The organism is Bradyrhizobium sp. WCU1 (genome assembly GCF_053474805.1).
Genome location: NZ_CM130280.1, coordinates 2,017,857 through 2,039,956 on the forward strand (window position 1 = coordinate 2,017,857; position 22,100 = coordinate 2,039,956).

The 22,100-nt window shown below is 64.0% G+C and carries 22 protein-coding genes; 10 read left to right on the forward strand and 12 right to left on the reverse strand.

All coding sequences use genetic code 11. The features are described from left to right. Window positions 1-81 precede the first annotated feature (81 nt). On the reverse strand, window positions 82-399 hold the full coding sequence (locus ACTUWL_RS09155; RefSeq protein WP_021075842.1) for a hypothetical protein: 318 nt from the start codon (window positions 397-399) through the stop codon (window positions 82-84). Window positions 400-480: 81 nt separating this feature from the next. Here ACTUWL_RS09155 and ACTUWL_RS09160 point away from each other — a divergent pair, with 81 nt between their 5' ends. After that, a complete protein-coding gene (locus ACTUWL_RS09160) occupies window positions 481-1,059 on the forward strand; it encodes a TetR/AcrR family transcriptional regulator (RefSeq protein ID WP_021075841.1) in 579 nt (192 codons plus the stop codon). Window positions 1,060-1,073: 14 nt separating this feature from the next. Here ACTUWL_RS09160 and ACTUWL_RS09165 read toward each other — a convergent pair whose 3' ends face one another. The 5 genes from ACTUWL_RS09165 to ACTUWL_RS09185 all read right to left on the reverse strand — a co-directional run bounded on the left by ACTUWL_RS09165 (window position 1,074) and on the right by ACTUWL_RS09185 (window position 5,701). Next, window positions 1,074-1,913, reverse strand: a complete 840-nt coding sequence (locus ACTUWL_RS09165) for a class I SAM-dependent methyltransferase (RefSeq protein ID WP_021075840.1) — start codon at window positions 1,911-1,913, stop codon at window positions 1,074-1,076. Between the two features lie 47 nt (window positions 1,914-1,960). Then, window positions 1,961-2,818, reverse strand: a complete 858-nt coding sequence (locus ACTUWL_RS09170) for an alpha/beta fold hydrolase (protein WP_021075839.1) — start codon at window positions 2,816-2,818, stop codon at window positions 1,961-1,963. Window positions 2,819-2,862: 44 nt separating this feature from the next. After that, complete coding sequence (locus ACTUWL_RS09175; RefSeq protein WP_021075838.1) at window positions 2,863-3,912, reverse strand: hypothetical protein; 1,050 nt, start codon at window positions 3,910-3,912, stop codon at window positions 2,863-2,865. A gap of 192 nt (window positions 3,913-4,104) precedes the next feature. Further along, a complete protein-coding gene (locus ACTUWL_RS09180; RefSeq protein ID WP_021075837.1) occupies window positions 4,105-5,226 on the reverse strand; it encodes a branched-chain amino acid ABC transporter substrate-binding protein in 1,122 nt (373 codons plus the stop codon). Window positions 5,227-5,488: 262 nt separating this feature from the next. Beyond that, the gene (locus ACTUWL_RS09185) at window positions 5,489-5,701 is read right to left on the reverse strand and encodes a hypothetical protein (protein WP_021075836.1); all 213 of its coding nucleotides are present in this window, start codon (window positions 5,699-5,701) and stop codon (window positions 5,489-5,491) included. A gap of 196 nt (window positions 5,702-5,897) precedes the next feature. Between ACTUWL_RS09185 and ACTUWL_RS09190 the strand changes: the two genes are divergently transcribed. After that, complete coding sequence (locus ACTUWL_RS09190) at window positions 5,898-6,146, forward strand: hypothetical protein (protein WP_035649318.1); 249 nt, start codon at window positions 5,898-5,900, stop codon at window positions 6,144-6,146. Between the two features lie 31 nt (window positions 6,147-6,177). Here the strand turns inward: ACTUWL_RS09190 and ACTUWL_RS09195 are convergent, their stop codons facing one another. Beyond that, window positions 6,178-7,152 (reverse strand): AraC family transcriptional regulator, encoded by a 975-nt coding sequence (locus tag ACTUWL_RS09195; RefSeq protein WP_203369007.1) that lies wholly within the window; start codon window positions 7,150-7,152, stop codon window positions 6,178-6,180. Window positions 7,153-7,363: 211 nt separating this feature from the next. Here ACTUWL_RS09195 and ACTUWL_RS09200 point away from each other — a divergent pair, with 211 nt between their 5' ends. Beyond that, window positions 7,364-7,795: a hypothetical protein gene (locus ACTUWL_RS09200; RefSeq protein ID WP_021075833.1), complete on the forward strand. Its 432-nt coding sequence runs from the start codon at window positions 7,364-7,366 to the stop codon at window positions 7,793-7,795. Here the strand turns inward: ACTUWL_RS09200 and ACTUWL_RS09205 are convergent. After that, window positions 7,792-8,703, reverse strand: coding sequence for an AraC family transcriptional regulator (locus ACTUWL_RS09205; RefSeq protein ID WP_158267731.1), 912 nt, complete (start codon window positions 8,701-8,703; stop codon window positions 7,792-7,794). The two genes, ACTUWL_RS09200 and ACTUWL_RS09205, sit on opposite strands and share 4 nt — an antisense overlap. Window positions 8,704-9,154: 451 nt before the next feature. Between ACTUWL_RS09205 and paaG the strand changes: the two genes are divergently transcribed. Continuing rightward, window positions 9,155-9,946 carry a 2-(1,2-epoxy-1,2-dihydrophenyl)acetyl-CoA isomerase PaaG gene (paaG, locus tag ACTUWL_RS09210; RefSeq protein ID WP_021075831.1) on the forward strand — a complete coding sequence of 264 codons (792 nt, stop codon included), beginning with the start codon at window positions 9,155-9,157 and terminating at the stop codon, window positions 9,944-9,946. A gap of 110 nt (window positions 9,947-10,056) precedes the next feature. Further along, window positions 10,057-12,084: a phenylacetic acid degradation bifunctional protein PaaZ gene (paaZ, locus tag ACTUWL_RS09215; protein WP_021075830.1), complete on the forward strand. Its 2,028-nt coding sequence runs from the start codon at window positions 10,057-10,059 to the stop codon at window positions 12,082-12,084. A 110-nt stretch (window positions 12,085-12,194) separates the two neighbouring features. Here the strand turns inward: paaZ and ACTUWL_RS09220 are convergent, their stop codons facing one another. Together ACTUWL_RS09220 and ACTUWL_RS09225 are read right to left on the reverse strand one after the other, a co-directional pair. Then, window positions 12,195-12,848 (reverse strand): TetR/AcrR family transcriptional regulator, encoded by a 654-nt coding sequence (locus tag ACTUWL_RS09220; RefSeq protein WP_021075829.1) that lies wholly within the window; start codon window positions 12,846-12,848, stop codon window positions 12,195-12,197. A 220-nt stretch (window positions 12,849-13,068) separates the two neighbouring features. Beyond that, window positions 13,069-13,851 (reverse strand): alpha/beta fold hydrolase, encoded by a 783-nt coding sequence (locus ACTUWL_RS09225; protein WP_021075828.1) that lies wholly within the window; start codon window positions 13,849-13,851, stop codon window positions 13,069-13,071. Between the two features lie 148 nt (window positions 13,852-13,999). On the opposite strand from ACTUWL_RS09225, the gene ACTUWL_RS09230 reads away from it, so the two are divergent. Next, window positions 14,000-14,446, forward strand: a complete 447-nt coding sequence (locus ACTUWL_RS09230) for a MarR family winged helix-turn-helix transcriptional regulator (RefSeq protein WP_021075827.1) — start codon at window positions 14,000-14,002, stop codon at window positions 14,444-14,446. Between the two features lie 130 nt (window positions 14,447-14,576). Here the strand turns inward: ACTUWL_RS09230 and ACTUWL_RS09235 are convergent, their stop codons facing one another. Then, on the reverse strand, window positions 14,577-15,335 hold the full coding sequence (locus ACTUWL_RS09235; protein ID WP_021075826.1) for an SDR family NAD(P)-dependent oxidoreductase: 759 nt from the start codon (window positions 15,333-15,335) through the stop codon (window positions 14,577-14,579). 79 nt (window positions 15,336-15,414) lie between these two features. After that, window positions 15,415-16,686 (reverse strand): ROK family protein, encoded by a 1,272-nt coding sequence (locus ACTUWL_RS09240; RefSeq protein WP_035649315.1) that lies wholly within the window; start codon window positions 16,684-16,686, stop codon window positions 15,415-15,417. Window positions 16,687-16,927: 241 nt separating this feature from the next. Here ACTUWL_RS09240 and ACTUWL_RS09245 point away from each other — a divergent pair, with 241 nt between their 5' ends. From ACTUWL_RS09245 to ACTUWL_RS09260, 4 genes are all read left to right on the forward strand, one after another. Continuing rightward, window positions 16,928-17,893, forward strand: a complete 966-nt coding sequence (locus tag ACTUWL_RS09245; RefSeq protein WP_021075824.1) for a sugar-binding protein — start codon at window positions 16,928-16,930, stop codon at window positions 17,891-17,893. A 61-nt stretch (window positions 17,894-17,954) separates the two neighbouring features. Beyond that, window positions 17,955-19,481, forward strand: coding sequence for a sugar ABC transporter ATP-binding protein (locus tag ACTUWL_RS09250; protein WP_021075823.1), 1,527 nt, complete (start codon window positions 17,955-17,957; stop codon window positions 19,479-19,481). Beyond that, window positions 19,478-20,533, forward strand: coding sequence for an ABC transporter permease (locus ACTUWL_RS09255; RefSeq protein WP_021075822.1), 1,056 nt, complete (start codon window positions 19,478-19,480; stop codon window positions 20,531-20,533). Before ACTUWL_RS09250 ends, ACTUWL_RS09255 begins: the two co-directional genes overlap by 4 nt. Window positions 20,534-20,732: 199 nt before the next feature. Beyond that, the gene (locus ACTUWL_RS09260; RefSeq protein ID WP_021075821.1) at window positions 20,733-22,085 is read left to right on the forward strand and encodes a carbohydrate porin; all 1,353 of its coding nucleotides are present in this window, start codon (window positions 20,733-20,735) and stop codon (window positions 22,083-22,085) included. Window positions 22,086-22,100: the final 15 nt, after the last annotated feature.

Here is a 22,100-nt window from a genome sequence, read left to right on the forward strand (position 1 = left end):
GCCGTGCATGATGCGCGGACGATGCATCGCCGGGCGATGGTCGAAAGTTCCGCCGTTATCAGTCGACGCGACGGCGCTTTCCTATCGGCCGTCGGAGCTGATCTGCTCCGCAACGTTGTCCACCACCACGGGACTCTCGAAATAAGTCACCGTCGGATCGGCGCCATACTTCTCCCGGGCGCGGGCGCGCCACGCATCGGTGTACAGCGCTTCGGCCTCTCTCCTCGAGTTCCAGAAATAGATGCCGCCGGCCGTCGTGCCGTCATCGGACAGCACATAGGTCTTCCGGAACAGCCCCTGTACGCCGCGATAGATCGGTGCGGTATCGAGGAAGATGGCGCGCGCTTCCTCGCGCGTGATCGGTTTGGACAATCTGAACGACGTGACGGCGGTAATCATCGCGATCTCCTCAGGCAACCATTCTTGACATGATCGTCAATCTTGACAATGATGTCAAGAATGATCCGGTGGGGCGAACCAATGGTAGGCGTGCGTCAGTTCGACGAAGACGAGGTGATCACGACCGCGCTCGACGTATTCTGGCGCAAGGGCCTGCACGACGCGACCATGCAGGACCTCGCCGCCGCCACGGGAGTCCAGCGCGGCAGCCTCTACAACGCCTATGGCGACAAGGAATCGATCTTCCTGCGCGCCTTCGATCAGTATGCCGGGCAATTCCTGGAAGCGGCCGGCGCCGCGCTGTCACGCGGCGACGCCGCGGCGGGGCTACGAGGCTTCTTCGATATGATCATCATCAACATGACGGATGGCTCTCCGCCGCGCGGCTGCCTGACCACGCGCACGGCGCTCGACGCGGCCATTTCAAGTGCGGATGTGCGGCAGCGCGTGCAGGATGTGCTCTCCCGGCTCGAACAACTGATCAGCAAGGCCGTCAGCACATCTCAGACGAAGCCAAGCATGGCCGATGCCAACCGGCTGGCGCGCGTCATCGTGACCTTCACCCGTGGCCTCGCCGTGATGGAGCGCGCCGGCTACAGCCGCAAGCAGCTGAAGGAGTCGGCTGCGACCTTCATCGACGCTGTGGCCGGCAATCTCTGAAGCGGGCGGCGGGTTCAGCCCGCCTGCTTGCGCGCCCAGGCACCGACGAAGGTCGGCAGCGCGAACACGCCGTGCGCAGCAACCACCTCAGTGCGCAGGCGCTCGGCAAAGCTGTCGAGCGCCAGTTCTGCTTCGGTGGCGACGCCGAGCTTGACGATGTGCGGCTGGTTGCTGCGCAAGCCGCTTGCCATGTAGTCATAGCCGTCGAAGTCCGCGCCGCCGCCGACCGGAGCAAACAGGCTCATTCGCGGCGCAGGCAGCCCGGCGGCGACGAAGGCGCCATGCAGCGCAAAGCCCATCCGGTTGTTCAGCCCGGCCCGCCGGAACATTTCGCTCACGTGGCCCCACGCCTGCGACAGCAGCGGCGACGGCGGATTGGCGATCGGCCCCTCGCCCCAGTCGAGGTCCTGAAATGCCACGATGCCGCCGGGCTTGAGGTGTCCAAGCAGCGTGCGAAGCAGGGCTGACGGATCCGGCACATAGATCAACACGAGCCGGCCGACGATCGCATCGAAGTCGCGTTCCAGCTCGATCGTGTTGATGTCGCCGGCTCGAAATGACACCTGGTCGAGGCCGAGAGCGCGCGCGGTACCTGCTGCTTCCGCGACAATCGCGGGATTGCTGTCGACACCGACGACTTTGCCTCCCTCGCCGACCAGACTTGCCGCCACGAACGAGACGTTGCCTGCTCCACTTCCGACGTCGAGCACCTTCATGCCCGGCGCGAGCCCGGCCTCCCTCAGGAGCTGCCATGTGGACGCATCGTAGAGCTGCGACTGGCGCTTCAGCCTGTCGGTCTCCGCAGTCGAGCGCCCCATCACATAGCTCGGATCGTAGCCGGAGGTTTCCTGCATCGATGGTTCCGTCATCGGTTCGCGTGAGGTGCCGGATGGCGTCCGTCTCACTGTGACCGCAGGCTCGACAGGAAATCCTGCAGGTCTGCCGTGAAGCGCTGCTCGAACGCGATGGCGCGGTGGGGTGAATGGCCGCATCCCTCATAGCGAACGAGCGCTGCACGCGGATTATCCTGTGCGAGGCGAGCCGCGTGGCCCTCCAGCAAGGCCGCGCCGCATGACGGATCGGCTTGAACGATCTTGACGGGACACAGGAACTCTCGCGTGGTCTGGATCGCCGCAAGAACCGAACCCGCAACGTCTCCGTCCGCCCAGCACCGCCCGTCCTGGCGCTGCAGCGCAGAGGCATGGCTCAACAAATGACGGGGGGTGAAATGATCGCGGCCGATCCCGCCCATGGGGGTTGGCGCGTCTGTGACGAACGCAAGGTACGTGCCCAGCGGCGCACGGGCTTGCTGCCACGTCGCCTGCCGCGCGCTGACGATCGAGAACAGCTTCGGGAAGACCGATTTCTCCCACTCCCCCGGCTGCCCGAGATACCATGGCGGATCCTCAAGCAAGGCAGCGCGCACATTGTTATCGCCGCTCTGCGCCAGCACGCCGGCAACGCAGCCGCCGAGCGAGTGGCCGACGATCACTGCCCGGCGCCCGATGGCGGCCAACGCCGTCTCTGCATCGGAAACATAGTCGGCGAGCGCATAGCTTGCGGCCCGGTCCGAGTGGCCGTGGCCGCGGAAATCCAAGGTCCAGACCCGATATCGATCCTTCAGCCGACCGCCAATTTCCTGCCATGTGTCCCGGCTCACCGACAGGCCGTGCAGGAACAGGATCGGTTCGCCGTTCGTCGGGCCATCGACAGATGCAGCAAGACGGACGCCGTGGTTATCGAGTGTGATATCGGTCAACGAACATCTCCGTTACGAAGCGCGATCAAGACCAGGCGCCGGTCTCAACGTCCGATCTGCCGGAACTTGTCTGACAGACCGTCGAGATAGCCGACCCAGGTCGAATTGATGGGCTGGTGCTCGATCAACGCGTGAAAGCGGATCATCATGCAGATCAGGAACAGCGGCTGGATGAAGGCTGCGCGCACCGTCACGGCCAGCAGTGCCGCGATGAAGACGGTCACCATGGCACCATATTCCCTGACCGCCTCCGGCAACCAGACCGTCACCAGGCCGGCGGGGACCAGCAGCAGCAGGCAAAGCAGGATGCTCAGGATCCGCTCGACGATGACCATCCAGACCGACGTCGTCAGGATCGGCTTGGCGTTCTGGCAATAATAGACCAGGCCGTCCTGGATATTGCGCCTTGGATCGTCGCCGCCGCGCGCCAGATCGTAGGATAGCACCACCTTGTCCAGGTAGCGCGTCGCGGCCGACAGGATGGTATTGAGCAGGCCGACGATCGCCTTCATGCCGGGCGCCGGCAGCCAGTCGCCGAGCGTATCGAGCGCATTGTGAAACGCACGCAGCACGGCGCGGATCAGCGCATTGAGCCCGAACAGGATCGCGACCTCGCCGAACCGGTCCATCACGATCCGGCGGCCGTAGGCAAATTGTCCTTCGGTGCCGTTCCCGATGCGGCCATGCGTGATCAGTTCGGTCAGCACGGCGACATGACCGCATGCGATCACATGCAGCGTGTAGCGCAGGACGGCGCCCCAGATCCATCCGCCGAGCAGCAGGATGCCAAGCAGCCAGCAGTAGCCGAACACGCTGGCGACGTGGGTGCCGAGCCACACGGCGCCGCCCACGGCCACGATGGCAAAGATGGCGCACGCTGCGGCAAAGCCCAGCAACACGCCCCATCGCGCCAGTGCATAAGGCAGGGTCTCGAGCAACAGCTTCAGCGCGGTGCCAAGACCGTGATCGCGCACCAGCAGCGGATAGGAATGCGACGATCCCTGCGAGGGTCCTTGCGCAGGCCCGGTGTCGCGCCAATCGGCTGAGCCGCCGCCACCCAGACCGCCATTGTTGGTCAGACTCATGTCAGACATCTGCTGCTCTCTTCGATTATCTCGATGATCAGGCTCTGCGCCGGCAATCGGCGCCAGCGGGACGCTTATCGTTCTTGCCTGGCGTCACAGCGCCAACACCTCCGGGGCTGGCAGAGGGTTGGTCCGTTGGCGCTGTGAGCCGGCACAGCCGCGACATCGATCAGGGAGGAGTGCCGATGTCGCGGCTGGCGATCATTGACCGGCGGCCGGCAGCTCGGCGTAGTTGCCGTCCTTGTCGCGGCGGTACACGACATAGTCGATCAAGGTGATGTCACCCTTCGGCGTGTAGCTGATGTTGCCGAGCACGGTGTCCCAGCTTCCGGCCTTGATGGCGGCTGCGACCTTCTTGGCGTCCGTGGTCTGGGCGCGGGTGACGGCCTGGCTCCAGATCTGGAAGGCCGCATAGCTGTAAAGCGTGTAGCCGTCCGGATCGATGCCCTTGTCCTTGAACTTCTTCAAGGTCGCGGCCGCGGTCACCTTCTTGCGCGGATCGGGCGAGAAGGTGAACAGCGAGCCCTCGGCAAGCGGACCCGCGATCGCGGCGAACTGCTTGTCGACCAAGGCATCGCCGCCCATCAGCACCGCATTGACGCCCTGCTCGCGCATCTGGCGCAGGATCAACGCAGCCTCGGCGTAGTAGCCGCCGACATAGACGAAATCGATCGATTCCTTCTTGAAGCGGGAGACCAGCGCGGCAAAGTCCTTGTCGCCCTTGGTGTAGGCTTCATAGAGCTTTTCCTTCACACCCGCCGCGTTGATCGCGTTCTTGGTTTCGTCGGCAAGACCTTTGCCATAGGTGGTCTTGTCGTGGATGATCGCGACGTTCCTGGTCTTGTAGTTCTTGATGATGTAGCCGGCCGCCACCATGCCCTGCTGGTCATCGCGGCCGCAGACGCGGAACGTGTTCCACAACCCGCGCTCGGTGAACAGCGGGTTGGTCGAGCCGGGCGTGATCTCAAGCACATTGCCCTCGGCATAAGCGTCCGAGGCGGGAATCGAGGTCGACGAGCAGAAGTGCCCGACGACGAACGGAATCTTCGCGCCTGCCATCTTCTCGGCAACCGACACGGCCTGCTTCGGATCGCAGGCGTCGTCGCCGACCTCCAGCTTCAGCTTCTTGCCGAGCACGCCGCCTGCCGCGTTGATGTCGGCGATCGCGAGATCGGCGCCGTTCTTGAACTGCTGGCCGAAGCTCGCCTCCGAGCCGGTCATCGGCCCGACCACGGCAACACTGATATCCTGTGCCATGGCCGCGCTGGACAGAGCCAGGCTCGCGCCAAGCGCAAGACAATATCCTCGAAGTGCAAACTTCATCACGTTCTCCTCGATGGTCTCAAGTCGCCTCAATGCATCGCAATCGACTCATACTGCCGGGTGCGACGGTCACTGGGGGCTGCCTTGTATGCGCGCGCTGGCCGGCAGGCTCGGACTGAGGCGACGGGGGATTGGACATATGCGACATTGGGCAACAATGTGAAACACGTTGCCGTGCATTGGTGCCTTGAATCGTCAACGGCGAGGGCGCGATCGGTGGCGATCCTGTGTGCGCGATAGCACATAGCTCGTGATGTCTCGATCACGGCCGCACCAGCGGCTCTGATGCGTTCGGCTTGACGTCGGCGCCGACCGGTGCCGCCGCCTCGACAGCACCTTTCAGCTCGATCTCATAATAGCCGCCGACCTTGAACGCGCCCCATTGCGTGGAGACCGCCAGATTGATGGCGATCGACGCTATTCCCGCTGGAAGGCAGAACATCACCGACGCTGATCGAATGAACGAAACCGACATGAGCGCAATCCTATCCGAATGAGTGCGCGCAAAGCCGAACCGGATCGCTGCGTCGTGACCTTTCTCCGAATCCAGTATCGATACACGCGCGCGCCGTGATCGCCCGCCCCGGACGCTCCCGTATCGTCGACGACCCTCATAAGGATGGACAAGCGGCATGCGCGGATCATATCGGCGGATATCCCGATCGCTCCTGTTGATCGGAGCAGCACTGATCGTGATGGCCGCTTCGACGCCAGTCCCCGAGAGCGCGATCCGTTGGGACGCGAAAAATGCCTACCGCAAATGCGACGGCGCGATCGACGGAACCATCGCCTGGCCCTCCGCACCGGAGCCCGCCTGCGTCGCCATGCTGATGTGCGCGAATGAACGGACGCTGTCCGCGGAGCGCCATCAGCGATTGATCGAACAGATCCGGCGAGTGCCGGGTTGCGGCGACCCCTAAACCGCGGCCTTAGCCTGAGGCGTGCATTCCATCAGAAGCGGCGCGGCGCGGTTCGAATGTCCGACGGCGTCGCACCGTAGCGCCGGCGAAACGTGCGGTTGAAGTAGGACAGATCGCCGAACCCTGCCTCGAACGCGATGGTGCTGATGCTGCGGCCGCTGCGCTGCGACTCGATCAGCAAGCCATGTGCGCGCACCAGCCGCTGGTCGAGCACAAACTCCGAGAATGTCGTGCCTTCGCCGGCAAACAGCCGCTGAATTTGGCGTGGCGTGATCTTCAGGCGCCTCGCCACAGCGGCCAGGCTGAGGCTGCATTCCCCGATCCGCGCGCCGACGTCGGCCTTGACCGCGGCCAGCCGCGCAGCAGCAAGGCCGCGCTTTTCTGCAACCGCCTCCCCGTCCCTCGACGCGCCGATTACCAGCGCCGCAAGGTCGATCACATGGCTGACGATAAGACGTTGCAGCTCCGCGCCCGCCGATCGATAGAGATCGTCGATATCCCGGACATAGCGGGTCAATAATCGCAGCGCTTCGCTCGAGGGCCGCAGCGGGCGCATCAGCGCGTCCTCGGGATTGGGCACCAGGGGCGTCAGCGCCTTGCGCGGCAGTCGCAAACTGATGAGGCGCGACGCCGAGGGGTAGGTCATCGTGGCCGTCTCGGCGGTCGCCATCAGAATTGCCTCACCTGCGCCGACCGCCTGCTCCCGGCCACGATGCGACACCAGCCGATTGCCACTGGCGCCAATCACCATCAATAGATCGTCGCAGCCATCGAGCAATTCGCGCGTCCTGTCGACCCGCAGGTTGGCGAACGACCAGAATCCGATCCCGAGCCCGTGCAGCGCACGCACTCTGGCATCGCTGTAGTAAACGCTGTTGATCAGCGGCGCCGGATCGAGCTTCACCATCATGCGCCCGATCCGCTCCCGAAAAATCGCCAACCGCTCGCGTTCAGCCCAATCCGCGGTCGAGTAGCGAAAATCCGAGGCATCCGGCGCGTTTGGCATCATCGGCTCTCTTAGTGCCGCCGCATCGCGCGCGCGATCCGCGGCTGATTCGAGGCGGCTCTACGACGCCCGCCTGGATTGTCCACGATGTCGCCTCCGTCCAAGTGCATGTCGCTCCAGCCCATGCGTCGAGTTTCCGGGACGTCTAAGCATCGGCCGGCAAGTTGCCAAAGGACATGCGGCTTGGGTATTTTCGGGCAAGGAACAAGGAATGGCATCGAGTTCACCAACTGAAGGAGCAATGCTCGCACTGAATCTCTTGCGTGTCAGCGTCGTCCTCTTTCTCGTCGGGCTTGGCCTCGGCATCGGCATGGGTGTAGCGGAGAATTTCACGCTGGCGCCTGCCCACGCTCATCTCAACCTGCTCGGCTTCGTCGCATTGTTCCTTGCCGGACTTTACTACCATGTGTTTCCCGCGGCGGCCACCGGTCCACTTGCCAGGATACAGGCCTGGCTCTCCGTGATCGGAGCCGTCATCTTTCCAATCGGAATTGCAGCCATCCGGATCGGCGGTCCGGCTTACCAGCCCGTCGTCGTGGTCGGTTCGCTCATCGTGTTCGCGGGAGCTATCCTGTTTGCTTTCATCGTTTTTCGCGGCGGAGCACGACGCGACGAGTTGGAATCAAAGACCGGCGTCGTCTAACGCATTCGCGGCGCCGCGCGAACATCCGATGGCGTCGCGCCGTAATGCCGGCGGAAGGTGCGGTTGAAGTAGGACAGATCGCCGAACCCGACTTCGAACGCAATCGTACCGATGGTGGTGCCGCTGTGGCGTGGATCGGTCAGCAGATGATGCGCCCGCGCCAAGCGCTGGCCGAGCACGAATTCCGAAAAGGTCGAACCTGCGCTTTCGAACAGCCTCTGGATATGGCGCGGCGTGAGCTTCAGCCGGGCCGCCACCGCGGGCAGAGTGAGATCGCCATAGCTGAGATTATCGGAAATGTCGGCCTTGACCGCGGCAAGCCGCGCGGCCGCCAGGCCGCCGTCTTCGGCGGCGACCGCTGCATCCCGGTTCGCGCCGATGATCAGCGCGCCCAGATCGACCAGGTGCTTGACGACGGCGTTACGCAGTTCGGGAGTCGCCAGCTGATAGCTGTCGTCGAGCTCCCTGATGTAGAGCGCGAGCAGGCGCATGGCCTCCGTGTTTGCCGGCATTTGGCGGATCAGCATGTCTTCCGGATCACGAACCAGCGAGGCGAGCGCCTTGCGCGGCAGCCTGAGGCCGACGAAACGGCTGGGCGACACCGGGACGACCATGTCGCCTGCCTCCGCGCTCGACTGCAGCACTGCCTGCCCCGGGCCGAGCAGGATGTCGCGGCCGCGCTGCGAGGCGCGCACATTGCCGCTCGTGATGATGGTCAGCACCAGATCGTCGGTACCATCGAGCAGTTCGCGCGGTCTCGCGATCTTGAGATTGCTGCACGCCCAGGATCCGATGCCGAGCCCGGACAATTCGCGCACATTCGCTTCCGCATGAAACGCGCCGTCGTCGAGCGGCTCCGGATCGAGCTTGACGATCATCCGTCCGATCTGCTCGCGAAAGATCGGCAAGCGATCTCGCTCGCCGAAATGCGCCGTCGAGAATCGAAACCCTGTGATATCGCCCGATTGCATTGTCATAGGCTCGCCCTCATGGCGACGGAGGTCGCTGCTCATATGCGGCTGATTTGTGGCGGCGCACACCCAGCATGGGGACCATGCAGCGTGGCTGCAAACGTGAACCTTTCGCGGGTTCCACCGATGCCTCGGTCTGACAACTGTCAAGCATCGCGCACAAGCATCGCAAATGCACGGTATAGTGTAGAGCGCGGGATTGCTTTGACCTTGATGGGTCGGTCGCGCCCGAATTCGCGATCGGGACTAAAATCGTCCTCGCTCCGATAGTCCGAGGACGCCGTCCATCGCTCGCGCCGATTATAATTGACTGACCGGACGGTCAATAGTAATTCTGCCCCAGGGTCACGCGACCTTTGGTCGTCAGAAGCCGCAACGGGAGGCAATCATGGTCACCGACCTGGTGTTGACCGATATCCGCGCCGGATATCGCGTCCTGACGCTCAACCGACCCGACCGCCTGAATTCATTCAGCGCCGATCTGCATGCCGCCTTGATGGCCGCGCTGACCGCGGCCGAACAGGACAAATCCTGCCGCGCGCTGATCCTGACCGGAGCGGGACGCGGATTCTGCGCCGGGCAGGACCTCTCGGACGGCGTGTTCACGCCGGGCGAGACGCCTGACCTCTCGATGCCGATCGAAAAATATTACAATCCGCTGGTGCGCAAGCTGCGCAGCATTCCGATGCCGGCCGTGTGCGCGGTCAACGGCGTGGCTGCTGGCGCCGGCGCGAACGTGGCGCTTGCCTGCGATATCGTGATCGCCGCACGGTCAGCCAAGTTCATTCAGGCCTTTGCCAAGCTCGGCCTCGTTCCTGACTCCGGCGGCACCTGGTTTCTGCCGCGGCTGGTCGGTGGAGCGCGGGCCCGGGCATTGGCCATGCTGGCCGAGCCGGTCTCCGCGGAACGGGCGGAAGCATGGGGCATGATCTGGAAGGTGGTCGAGGATTCCGACCTGATGACGGAGGCCCATGCGCTTGCCGCCTCGCTCGCGACGCAACCGACCGATGGCCTTGCGTTGATCAAGCAGGCACTCGATGCATCCGAGCGCAACACGCTTGATGCGCAACTCGATCTCGAACGCGATCTGCAGGGACGTGCCGGCCGGTCGGCGGATTATGCCGAGGGCGTGACCGCGTTCCTCGAAAAGCGCTCGCCACGTTTTGTCGGACGGGCATAGGATTGAACGTTCCGCCAGCAAGCCAGGACGTAACACAGATCACAGGGTCAGAGGGTTCCACTTCGATGACACAGCCTCACTCCAGCGGTGCGCAATCGGCGGACAACGTCATGCAGCTCGACAGCTTCGTTCGTGGCAGGTGGTCCGGCGCGGGCGAACCGGCGGCCGAGATTCGCAGCGCCGTCACCGGCGACGTGGTGGCGCTCGCGACCAGGAGCGATCTCGACATGCGCGAGATCCTCGCCTATGGCCGCTCGGTCGGCGGCAAGAATCTCCGCAAGCTGTCGTTCCACCAGCGCGCGGGATTGCTGAAGGCGCTAGCCGACCATCTGAGCCAGCACAAGGACCGGCTCTACAAACTGTCGCTGCATGCAGGCGCCACCCGCACCGACGCCATGATCGACGTCGACGGCGGTATCGGCACGCTGTTCGCATATGCCAGCAAGGGACGCCGCGAGCTTCCGAACACCAGGTACCTGCTCGACGGTAATGTCGAAGGGCTCTCCAAGGGCGGCGCGTTTGCCGGTCAACACATCGTGACGCCGCTGCACGGCGTCGCTGTGCACATCAACGCGTTCAATTTCCCGTGCTGGGGCTTGCTGGAGAAGCTGGCGCCTGCGCTTCTCGCCGGCGTTCCCGTCGTCACCAAGCCTGCGACGGTCACCGCCTATGTCGCCTACGAGCTCGTGCGGTTGATCACCGAATCCGGTGCACTGCCGGAAGGCGCGCTGCAATTCATCATTGGCTCGACCGGCGACCTGTTCGACCATCTCACCTGCCAGGACGTGGTGTCGTTCACGGGCTCCGCCGACACCTCGCAGAAGCTGCAGCGGCATCCGGTCATCGCGCGCGAAGCTGTCCGGTTCATCGCCGAGCGCGACTCCCTGAATGCAGCGATCCTCGCTCCGGGCGCCGCGCCGGGAAGCCCGGAGTTCGATCTCTTCATCAAGGAAGTGGCAAAGGAGATGACGGTCAAGGCCGGGCAGAAATGCACCGCGATCCGCCGCGCGCTGGCGCCGTCAGCGCAGCTCGACGCCGTGATCTCGGCCTTGCGCGATCGCCTGGCAAAGGTCGTGGTCGGCAATCCCGCAAGCGACAACGTCAGGATGGGACCACTGGTTGGCCTCGCCCAGCGCAACGATGTGCTTGCCCACGTCGCGAAGCTCCGCACCGAGGCCGAGCTGGTGGCCGGCGATCCCGACAACTTTGCGCTCGTCGACGCCGACGCCAAGCGCGGCGCTTTCGTTCCGCCGCTGCTGCTGCACTGCGCGAAGCCGCTTGCCGCAACCGCGGTCCACGAGATCGAGGCGTTCGGGCCGGTCTGCACCGTGATGGGCTATGACGATCTGGACCAGGCCATCGCACTGACCAACCGCGGCGGCGGCAGCCTGGTCGCATCGGTCTACACCCACGATATCGACGCGGCGACCGAGCTCACCTTCGGCATCGGCAGCTTCCATGGCCGCGTCGCGATCATCGACCGCGACTGCGCGACCGAGCACACCGGCCACGGCTCGCCGATGCCGCAGATGGTCCACGGCGGCCCGGGCCGCGCCGGCGGTGGCGAGGAACTGGGCGGCGTCCGCAGCCTGCAGCACTACATGCAGCGCACCGCGTTGCAAGGCTCTCCTCGCATGCTGAGCGGCGTCACCGGCCGCTGGTTCAAGGGCAGCCCGGTGCTCGAGGGCGACCTGCACCCGTTCCGCTATCACTACGACGATCTCGAGATCGGCCGCACGCTGGTCTCGAAGTCGCGGCAGATCACCCTCGACGACATCGAGCACTTCGCGCATTTCACCGGCGACACCTTCTACGCCCATATGGACGAGGAGGCGACCAAGGGGCATCCGTTCTTCCCTGGCCGCGTCGCGCATGGCTATCTGCTGCTGTCATTCGCGGCCGGCCTGTTCGTCGATCCCGACTATGGTCCGGTGCTGGCGAATTACGGCCTCGACTCGCTGCGCTTCGTGAAGCCGGTGCAACCGGGAGAACAGATCCAGGTGCGGCTGACCGCCAAGGAGAAGACACCGCGCAACAAGCAGTACGGCGAGGTGCGCTGGGACGTCGAGATCACGACCGGCACCGGCGAGACCGCGGCGACCTACGAACTGCTGACGATGAATGCGATGCGGGGCTAAAGCGCGATGAGATCATGTTGAATCGTCATCGCGCTTCAGATTCTTGTTTAGGCATGATCTTTTCGGAAAACCGCTTCGCACTTTTCCGGATCATGCTTTAGAGACGCGCTTCAGAGCAACTCGGCCTGCCGGCTGCGGCCGACCGGCTTTGCCTTGCTGCGCGGCCGGGCGGCGGCGGCATCCGCGGCACCGGCCAGCACCAGTTGCGCGACGAACTCGGCATATTCGGCGCGGGTCATCGGCCCGCCCTCGCGAAACCACATATAGTGCCAGTTCAGCATGCCGAAGACGCTCATCGTCAGCGGCTTGAGCACGCGCTTCTGCTTCGCCGCCGGCACCGCGGCGGCGAGCGCATCGGACATGATCCTGACCAGGATCCGCTCGCTCGCAAGCAGCGGCTGCTGCTTGTCCTTCGGCAGCAGCTTGAGACTTGCGATCTGGACCTGATGCTCGGCATCGGCATGCCGGTAGAGCTCGAGCAGGGTGCCAACGATCGTCCTGAAGCGCTCGATGGGATCGCCGGCCGACGCGCTCGCCTTGCGAACCGCCGCCACCAGCGTCTCGAGATGCGACGACAGGATATCGAACAGGATCGCCTCCTTGTCCGGGTAGTAGTGATAGAGCAGCGCCTTCGAGACACCGCACGCATCGGCGATCGTGTTCATCGACGTGCCGACATATCCCGAGGCGGCAAACAGCTCGGCCGAGCGGTGCAGCATCGAGAGGCGCTTGTCGTCGTAGTCCTTGGCGCGCGATCGGGCCATGTCGTTCCGTTCCAGCGGCCGTCGTCCGGCCTATCGTCCAAATCAATCGGGCCGCGGCCATTTATCGACCATCCGGTCAGGCAGTTCTAGGGCGCATTTGGAATGGCGCCCCGTTTTTCGATCAAGCCTTGCTCAAAGCGTGTTCCGCGAGCTGCGCAAACGCGCAAGCTCCCCGAAAGCTGAGGCGCCTTCGAGGAGCTCGGATCGAGAATGCGGCGCGTTACTTCTTGCTCTCACCGACGCCCTTGGCGGCCTGCTCGATGATGGCCGCCACAGCTTGCGGCTTCGAAACATAGATGGCGTGGCTGCCGGCCTGATCGACGGTCTTGGCGCCGGCGCGCTTGGCCATCATGCGCTGCGCATCGACCGGGATCATCTTGTCGTTGGTCGCCACCAGGTACCAGCTCGGCTTGCTCTTCCAGGCCGGCACGGTCACCTCGCCGTTCAGCGCCGTGACGCCCCAGGGCACCTGGGAGTCAGCCATGAAAGCCGCGACGTCGGGCTTCACATCGGCAGCGAACGACGCAGCGAACTTCGCGCGATCGAGCGAGAGGAAGCCGTCCTTCGGCGGCAGGATCGGCGGCACCGGCGCGCCCGGAGGAGGATTGGCGATCAGCTTGCCGACCGATTCACCCTGGTCGGGCGCGAACGCCGTGATGTAGACCAGCCCTGCGACCTTCGGGTCGGTGCCAGCCTCGGTGATCACGACGCCGCCATAGGAGTGGCCGACCAGAACGACATTGCCATCCGCGGCGGCGATGGCGCGCTTGGTGACGGCGACGTCGTCCGCCAGCGTAGTGGTCGGGTTCTGGACAATGCTGACCTTGTAGCCGTCCTTCTTCAGGATCTTGTAGACGCCTTCCCAGCCCGAACCGTCGACGAAACCGCCATGGACGAGGACGATCGACTTGACGGGGGCGGATTGGGCGTGGGCTGCAGGGATCGCGGCCGAGGCGAGGCCCAGCGACGCTGCGGCGGCGAGCAATTTGGTGGTGATCGACATGGGATAGTCTCCTGATGTTTATTTCGCGATAATATTTATCGCAATAATCATCGTATAACGCAGCTTGAATTGCCTGTCTAGCTATTTTTTATCGTGATAATGATTTTTGTGGTAAGGTACAGCAATGACGATCGAAAGGGCCCTTCCCATGCCTGATCCGGGACCAATTCCGCTGGATAGCCAGCTCTGCTTTTCGCTTTACGGCACCACCATCGCGATCAACCGCGCCTACAAACCCCTGCTCGACGGCCTCGGCATCACTTATCCGCAATACCTCGTTCTCAGCGTGCTCTGGGAAAGGGACGGGCAGATGATTTCCGCGATCGCCGACCGGCTCGCCCTCGAACCCAGCACCATCACGCCGCTGGTGAAGCGGCTCGAGCATGCCGGCTTTGTCGAGCGTCGGCGCAGCACGCAGGATGAGCGGCAGGTCGGCGTCCATCTGACCGGCAGCGGCAAGGCGATGCAGTCACGCACCGGCTGCCTGACCGACACCTTGCTGGCGCGGTCCGGCCTGACGGTCGACGAACTCATCTCGCTGAACAAGCGCGTCCAGGCCCTGCGCGACGCGTTGACGGCTTCAGGCGCGGACTGATCGACGAGAGCTGCTGTCTTGCCGTATCGCTAGAGCATGGTCCGGAAAAGTGCGAAGCGGCTTTCCGAAAAGATCATGCTCAAACAACGAGCTAAAGCGCCATGACGATTCAACCCAATCTCGTCGCGCTTTAGACCCAGCCGCCATCGACGATATGGCTCTGGTTGGTGCAGGCGCCGCTGTCGTCGGCGGCGAAGAACAGCACCACGCGAGCAATGTCGTCAGGCACGAGCTTGCGCTTCAGGCATTGGCGCTGCATCAGCTCAGCAACGCCTTCGGGCGTCAGCCACAGATCCTGCTGGCGCTGGGTCATGATCCATCCGGGCAGGATGGAGTTGACCCGCACATTGTGCGGACCGAGATCGCGCGCCAGCGCGCGGGTGAGGCCCTGCACCGCTGACTTGGCAGTGGTGTAGCAGGGCATGTTGCCCTGACCGATCACCCAGCTCACCGAGCCGATGTTGATGATCGCACCGCCGCCCGCCTGCCTCATGTCGGGTGCGACCGCCTGGGCACTGAAGAACTGGTGCTTGAGGTTGACCGCGATCCGCTCGTCCCAGAATTCCGGCGTGACGTCCTCGATCGCGTGACGATCATCGCGCGCCGCGTTGTTGACCAGGATCGTGATCGGCCCGAGCGCCTCGCGAATGCCGGCGACCGCGCGGCGCAGCGCGCCGATGTCGCGCAGATCGGCGTGCTCGAAGTGCACGCGGGCCTGCGCCCCGAGGTCGGACAGCAGCTGCTCCGAGGACGTCAGGTCGATGTCGATGAAACCGACTCGCGCGCCCTGGTTGATGAACTGGCGGACGATGGCCTCGCCAATGCCGGAACCGCCACCGGTGACCAGAACGGTCCGGTCCTTGAGGCTTGGATAGACGGCACCCTGCATTGGCATTCTCTCGATTTGGCGCCTGAAGCGCGTCGGTTGCTCTGCTGCGGCTCAAGCGGAGAGCCGCAGCTTCCGAGATTCACTCGGTCGATTCCATGTGGTTTCGGTCCACGACCCGCAGCGTCCGCCGCACCATGCCGTCGACGATCGTCGCCGACTCACTGGGACGCACATGGATCGCCGTCGACTTGAGCAACCACGGCAGCACCGCCTGCTCGAGCCGCTCTTGATAGGCGCTGCGCATCATGTCGAACGCCTGCAGGCCGGGACCTGCGAGGATCAAATGATGTGGGCGCAACACCGATATCGTCGTGGCGACCGCTTCGGCGAGCGCGTGGCCTGCCTGCCGGAATAGCTGCTCGAGACGGGGATCGCCGGCGCGTGCCCGCGCGCGCAGCAGCGCCATCTGCGCCTCGGACGGTTGCTGCGACACCGCCGGCGGCAGGTCGAGGAAGGTGCGGGCGTCGCGGTAGAGCGCATAGTCCGCGAGATGGGCCTCGATGCAGCCGCGCTGACCGCAGCGGCATTGCGGACCATTCGGGGTCAGCTTGACATGGCCGATCTCGCTGCCCGCGCCCGCCCCCCAGCGCGCTTCGCCGTCGACGACGATGCCCATGCCGATGCCGTGACCGACCATGAGCGTGGCCGTGAGCCCCTGCGCCAGGGCCGGCTCGGCCGCGACCAGCGCGAGCGCCACCGCGACCGCATCGTTCGCCATCACGACTTCGACGCCGAATTCCTCGCGGACCGGCTTTGCCAGATCGAGGTCGGTGATCGACAGCGCGGGGCTCCACAGATGCCTGCCTGTATCAGCGTCGACGATGCCTTGCAGCGCAATCCCGATTCCGAGCAGCCGGTCTCGCGGCGTGCCAGTCGCTTCGAGCATTGCCTCGATCTGCGCGATCACGAGATCGCACAACGCGCCTGCATCGAGGCCCCGCGTCGTCAGCTCAAGCCGCGATTGCGCCAGGGCCGAGCCGCTGAAATCGGCGATCAACGTTTCGATCAGATTCATGCGGAGTGAGACCGCAATGATGCGGCCGAATTCGGGGTTCAGCGTCAACAAGACCGCCGGCCGGCCCCGGCGGCGGCCGTTGAGCCCGTCCGTATCGTCTTCGTCGGAGTCGTCCGGCCACGACGTCGCAGCATCTGTCTCGGCCTCAACCAGCAGGTCTTCCGCCATCAGCTTCGACGTAATGGCCGAAATGGCCGGAAAGCTCAGCCCGGTGCTGCGTGCCAGCTCGACCCGCGGCAATGGTCCCTGGCGCCGCAGGACTTCGACGAGACGGTCGCGGTTCGATCCGCGGGCCAGGCTTGAAGCGCGTCTCAGCGGTTCGGACTGCTCATTCATACCGGCTTTTTTAATTCGCTTGATAAAATTATTCAATGGATACGCCTCAGATATTGGCCCAAAAGCGTTGATAGAGGCCGAAATACATCACCTTCATACTATTTTTGCTTGCAAGGTTCGAACTCGAACACCTTGACTGGACATTCTGTCGCGCTAATTTATTAGTTACGTGAATAAAATAAGGCGTGAAAAGCGCCGGGTGTGAAATCCCCTCACCGGGGGTGTCGACAGGGAGGTGCATATGAATGACTCGATGAAGAGATGGATCGTACCGCTGTTGGCGGGCGCAGCCGCGCTCGCGATGACAACGGGGATAGCACAGGCACAGCAAAAAAAGACCATCGCGCTGGTGACCAACGTCGCTGCCGACTTCTGGACCATCGCGGGCCGCGGGCTTGAGAAGGCGCAGAAGGAGCACCCCGAATACAATATCGAATTGATCGTCACCAACGAAGGCACCGCGGCCGGCCAGCGGCGTGAACTGGACGACCTTTTGGTGCGTGGCGTCGCCGGCATCTCGATCTCGGTCGACGATGCCCCGCATGCGACCGAAGAACTCAACAAGGTTGCGGCCAAGACCGTGCTGATCACCACGGACAGCGACGCGCCGCAGAGCAATCGTCTCGCCTATATCGGCACCGACAACGTCGCAGCCGGGCGGCAGGCCGGCGAGGAGATCAAGAAGGCGCTGCCGAACGGCGGCAAGATCGCGCTGTTCGTCGGAACGATGGACGCCGACAACGCCCGCGAGCGCGTGCAGGGCATCAAGGAATCGATCGCCGGCACCAAGGTCGAGCTGGTCGACGTGTTCACCGATCAGGTCGACTTCGCCAAGGCCAAGGCGAACATGGAGAACGTGCTCGTCAAATATCCCGACATCGCGCTGCTGTCCGGCCTGTGGAGCTACGAGACCCCGCTGATCTATGACGCGGTGAAGGCCGCGGGCAAGGCCGGCAAGGTGAAGATCGTCGGCTTCGACGAGGATCAGCGGACGCTGCGCGGCATCTCCGACGGCACCATCGAATCCACGGTCGTGCAGCAGCCCTACGAGTTCGGCTATCTCTCCGCCACCAACATCATCAAGACGCTGAACGGCGACAAGTCCTGGATTCCGAAAGACAGCAAGCTGATCGTGCCGACCAAGGTGATCAGCAAGGCCAACGTCGCGGAGTTCGCCGCAAATCTGAAGGATCTGCTGAAGAAGTGACTTCGGTCGGCTTCATCGCCCGGCCGCGACAGGCCGGGCGATGTGCAGGAGGATATGCCGAATGGCGGAGACGCTGCTCGAACTCAGCGGAATCAGCAAGACCTATCCCGGCGTGAGGGCGCTCGACGACGTCAATCTGCGCGTCTGCCGCGGTGAGGTGCTGGGCCTGATCGGCGAGAACGGCGCCGGCAAATCGACGCTGATGCGCGTGCTGGCCGGCGTGATCGCGCCGAGCGCGGGCGTGATCCGCATCGGCGGCACCGAGCACGCCCGGATGACCGTGAACGAGGCGACGCTCGCCGGAATCGCCTTCGTGCACCAGGAGCTGAACCTGTTCGAGAATCTCGACGTCGCCGCCAACGTCTTCATCGGGCGCGAGAAACTTGCCGGCGGCCCGCTGAAGCTGGTGGACAATGCGGAGATGCGCGCCCGCGTGACGCCGCTGCTGGAACGGCTGGGCGCCGATTTCACGCCGGGCACCCTGGTCGACAATCTGTCGATCGCCGAGCGCCAGATGGTGGAGATCGCAAAGGCGCTGTCGATCGACGCGCGCGTGATCATCATGGACGAGCCGACCTCCAGCCTGACGATTTCGGAGACCGAACGCCTGCTGGAGGTGATTGCCGACCTGAAGGCGCACGGCATCTCGGTGATCTACATCTCGCACCGGCTCGGCGAGATCATGAGCTGCGCGGATCGGGTCGTGGTGCTGCGCGACGGGCGCACGGTGGGCGAGCTGGCGCGCGACGAGCTGAGCCATGCCGCCATGATCCGGCTGATGATCGGCCGCGACCTGAAGGCGCTTTATACGCCGCCGGCGTGTCTGCCGCACCCGGGCGGCTGCGACATCGCCGGCGTGGTGACGACGGCCTTTCCCGACCGGCAGATCGACCTTTCGGTGCGGCGCGGCGAAATCCTCGGCCTCGCCGGGCTCGTCGGCGCCGGCCGCACCTCGCTTGCCCGCGCGGTGTTCGGCATCGACCCGCTGCTGGGTGGCGAGATCAGGATCGACAACGCGCCGGTCGGCGTCGCCTCGCCGCGCGATGCGATCAGGCAGGGAATCTATCTGGTGCCGGAGGATCGCAAGAAATCCGGACTGGTGCTGGAACTGCCGATTCGGGAAAACGTGACGCTCGCGAGCCTGCTGGACTACGCGCGGATGTGGCTGGTCAACGGCACGGCCGAGCGCAAGATCGCAAAGGAACAGGCGAGGCGCCTGACGATCAAGGCGCCGAGCATCGACATCGAAGCCGTCACGCTCTCCGGCGGCAACCAGCAGAAGGTGGTGCTGGGCAAGTGGCTCTCGATGCAGCCGCGCGTGATGTTCTTCGACGAGCCGACCCGCGGCATCGATGTCGGCGCCAAGAGCGAGATCTACGCGCTGATGCGCAGCCTCGCCGACCAGGGCGTCGCGATCGTGATGATCTCCTCCGACATGGAAGAGGTGATCGGCGTCTCCGACCGCGTCGCGGTGATGCACGAGGGCAGCGTCAGCGGCGTGCTCGAGCGCGAGCAATTCAGCGAATACAACGTGTTGAAGCTGGCGGTCGGCCAAGCGTTCGAAACCGTGGAGACCGCAGCGCCATGATGAAGAAAGAACTCGGCCTGTTCTTGCTGCTGGCGGTGATCTCCGCCATCACCGGCGCGATCAACCCGGCCTTCCTGTCGTTCGTGAACCTGCTGAACATGGCCAATCTGATCGGCCTGTTCGGTGTGTTCGCGCTGGGTGAAGGGCTCGTCATCATCACCGGCGGCATCGATCTTTCGCTCGGCTCGATGTTCGCGCTGCTCGGCGTCGTCTTCATCGACCTGCTGACGACCTATCAGGTGCCCTGGCCGTTCGCGCTGTTGCTGGTCCTGATGGGCGGGCTGGCGCTCGGCGGCATCCAGGGTTTCCTGATCACCCGGCTCAAGATGCAGCCGTTTATCGTGACACTGTGCGGGCTCCTGATCTATCGCGGTGCCGCACGCTATTACACCAGCGACTCGACGCGTGGCTTCGGCTACGGCGACGAGGCCAGCACGCTGGGCAACATCGCTTCCGGCAATGTCGCGGGCATTCCGAACACCTTCATCTTCCTGATCATCCTGGCGGTGATCCTCGGCGTGCTGCTGCATCGCTCGGTGTATGGACGCTGGCTCTATGCCGTGGGCAAGAACGAGGAGGCGGCGCGCTACTCCGGCATCAGGACCAACCTCGTGATCGCGACCGCCTATATCATCAGCGGCGGCCTTGCCGGCGTCTCGACCGTGTTGTTCGTCTTCTACACCAACTCGGTCTCGCCGAGTTCCTTCGGCAATTTCTACGAGCTCTATGCGATTGCGGCAGCCGTCCTCGGCGGCTGCAGCCTGCGCGGCGGCGAAGGCTCCATCCTCGGTATCGTGCTCGGGACGGCACTGCTTCAGGTGCTGCAGAACCTCGTGAACATCCTCGGCATTCCGAATTCGCTGAACTTCGCGGTGATGGGCACCGTGATCCTGATCGGCGTGCTGGCGGACCAGCAATTGCAGGCCCGGCGGCGACGCAAGGCCGCGCTGGCCGGTCTCGCCCGCACTGCGCCGAAGAAGGACAGCAGCATTCTGCAAAGCACAGCTTCACGCCGTGCCGCGCTGCCAACGACGACAGGCGATCAGGCATGACGCTCGATAAGGAATCCGCAACCGGGAATATGGTCGCGGTGACTTGAGTAGAGGAACAAGGGGAAGAGTTCGATGCGCAGAGTTTCTATCTCAAGTTGACCGATCGATGAATTAAACGGGGCACGTTCCAGGCTGAAGGGCTTTGGGCAGGGACGTGACACAAAAATGGACAAAGCCGGGGACGCTGGGAGTGCAGAAAATGCCACTTTGGTCTGTGAACACCGCGCGGGCGTGCGGCGTGGGGATCGCCCTGTTATCACTGTTCGGCGGCAGCGGCGCGCATGCGGCCGATCTGCTCACAAAAGCTCCGCCCGTGCCTTACACGGAGACCGACGACTTCTGGACGAGACCGTACCTGTTTGGCGATCTCGGCAGGACGCAGCTGAAAGAGCGGGGCATCTCGCTGGCCCTGACGCTGGGCGACGAAGCCGTCACCAATTTGTCCGGCGGCAACAGGAACACCGGAGCCAACGCCGGACAGCTGTTCTTCCAGGCCAAGTTCGACATGGCGAAGCTTGCCGGCATCCAAGGCGGTACGGTTGGCCTCACGCTGGTCGACCGCTTTGGCCGCAACCTGAATGACGAGGCTGGCATCCCGGCCCTGCAGCTGACCAACGAAGTGTTCGGCCGCGGCAATATCCTGCGCCTCACCGAACTCTACTACTCGCAAAAACTTTTCGATAACCGCCTCGAACTCAAGGGCGGCCGTTTGCCGGTCGGCTCCGACTTCTTCTTCGGGCTGTGCGAGTTCATCAACCTGACCTTCTGCGGCGGTCAGCCCGGCAACATCCAGGGCGGCTACATCTACAACTGGCCGGTGAGCCAATGGGCCGGCGTGGCGCACTACAACTTCACCAAGGAATGGCAGCTGTCGGTCGGCGTCTACGACGCCAATCCGAACTATCTGACGACGTCGGATTCCGCGACCTACTTCCTGCCGGGCGTCCCCGGCTCAAGCCGCGCCTCCGGCGTGCTGGTGCCGGTCGAGGTGGTCTGGGCGCCGAGCGGTCCGTTGAACGGGACCTGGCGGTTCGGCGGCTGGTATGACAGCGCCTCGACGATCGACGGCGGCCTGCCGGGCATCATCGCCATCGCACCGGGCATGGGCGGTGTTTCCGATCAGAATCTCGGCGACCAGCGCGGCCGCTATGGCGTCTACGAGTCGATCCTGCAACGGTTGACGGTCGAGGGTGCAAAGGCACAGGGTTGGTACATGTTCCTCAATACGACGGTCGCCGATCATCGGACGTCGTATCAGGACTACCAGGTCGCCCTGGGCTTCAGGCACACCGGAACGTTCTCCTGGCGCCCTGAAGACGAAGTCGGCTTCGCGGTGGGCACCACCCACGTGAATTCGGCTGCGCTCACCCCGAACGCAGGCGGCAACGAAGTCCCGATCGAAGCCTGGTACGGATGGCAGGCGACCGGCTGGATGAACCTCAAATTCGACGCCCAGTACGTGATCAATCCTGGCGGACGCGGCTATAATGCCGCCGGCGTCAAGACCGAGAACGCCTGGGTTCTTGGTCTGCGCACGCTGGTGCACTTCTGAGCCGGAGGTGGTTTG

Coding starts and splice junctions, on each gene's coding strand:
- ACTUWL_RS09155 (WP_021075842.1), bottom strand. CDS start 399: ATGATTACCGCCGTCACGTCGTTCAGATTGTCCAAACCGATCACGCGC.
- ACTUWL_RS09160 (WP_021075841.1), top strand. CDS start 481: ATGGTAGGCGTGCGTCAGTTCGACGAAGACGAGGTGATCACGACCGCG.
- ACTUWL_RS09165 (WP_021075840.1), bottom strand. CDS start 1,913: ATGCAGGAAACCTCCGGCTACGATCCGAGCTATGTGATGGGGCGCTCG.
- ACTUWL_RS09175 (WP_021075838.1), bottom strand. CDS start 3,912: ATGTCTGACATGAGTCTGACCAACAATGGCGGTCTGGGTGGCGGCGGC.
- ACTUWL_RS09180 (WP_021075837.1), bottom strand. CDS start 5,226: ATGAAGTTTGCACTTCGAGGATATTGTCTTGCGCTTGGCGCGAGCCTG.
- ACTUWL_RS09185 (WP_021075836.1), bottom strand. CDS start 5,701: ATGTCGGTTTCGTTCATTCGATCAGCGTCGGTGATGTTCTGCCTTCCA.
- ACTUWL_RS09195 (WP_203369007.1), bottom strand. CDS start 7,152: ATGCCAAACGCGCCGGATGCCTCGGATTTTCGCTACTCGACCGCGGAT.
- ACTUWL_RS09200 (WP_021075833.1), top strand. CDS start 7,364: ATGGCATCGAGTTCACCAACTGAAGGAGCAATGCTCGCACTGAATCTC.
- paaG (WP_021075831.1), top strand. CDS start 9,155: ATGGTCACCGACCTGGTGTTGACCGATATCCGCGCCGGATATCGCGTC.
- paaZ (WP_021075830.1), top strand. CDS start 10,057: ATGCAGCTCGACAGCTTCGTTCGTGGCAGGTGGTCCGGCGCGGGCGAA.
- ACTUWL_RS09220 (WP_021075829.1), bottom strand. CDS start 12,848: ATGGCCCGATCGCGCGCCAAGGACTACGACGACAAGCGCCTCTCGATG.
- ACTUWL_RS09225 (WP_021075828.1), bottom strand. CDS start 13,851: ATGTCGATCACCACCAAATTGCTCGCCGCCGCAGCGTCGCTGGGCCTC.
- ACTUWL_RS09230 (WP_021075827.1), top strand. CDS start 14,000: ATGCCTGATCCGGGACCAATTCCGCTGGATAGCCAGCTCTGCTTTTCG.
- ACTUWL_RS09235 (WP_021075826.1), bottom strand. CDS start 15,335: ATGCAGGGTGCCGTCTATCCAAGCCTCAAGGACCGGACCGTTCTGGTC.
- ACTUWL_RS09240 (WP_035649315.1), bottom strand. CDS start 16,686: ATGAATGAGCAGTCCGAACCGCTGAGACGCGCTTCAAGCCTGGCCCGC.
- ACTUWL_RS09245 (WP_021075824.1), top strand. CDS start 16,928: ATGAATGACTCGATGAAGAGATGGATCGTACCGCTGTTGGCGGGCGCA.
- ACTUWL_RS09250 (WP_021075823.1), top strand. CDS start 17,955: ATGGCGGAGACGCTGCTCGAACTCAGCGGAATCAGCAAGACCTATCCC.
- ACTUWL_RS09255 (WP_021075822.1), top strand. CDS start 19,478: ATGATGAAGAAAGAACTCGGCCTGTTCTTGCTGCTGGCGGTGATCTCC.
- ACTUWL_RS09260 (WP_021075821.1), top strand. CDS start 20,733: ATGCCACTTTGGTCTGTGAACACCGCGCGGGCGTGCGGCGTGGGGATC.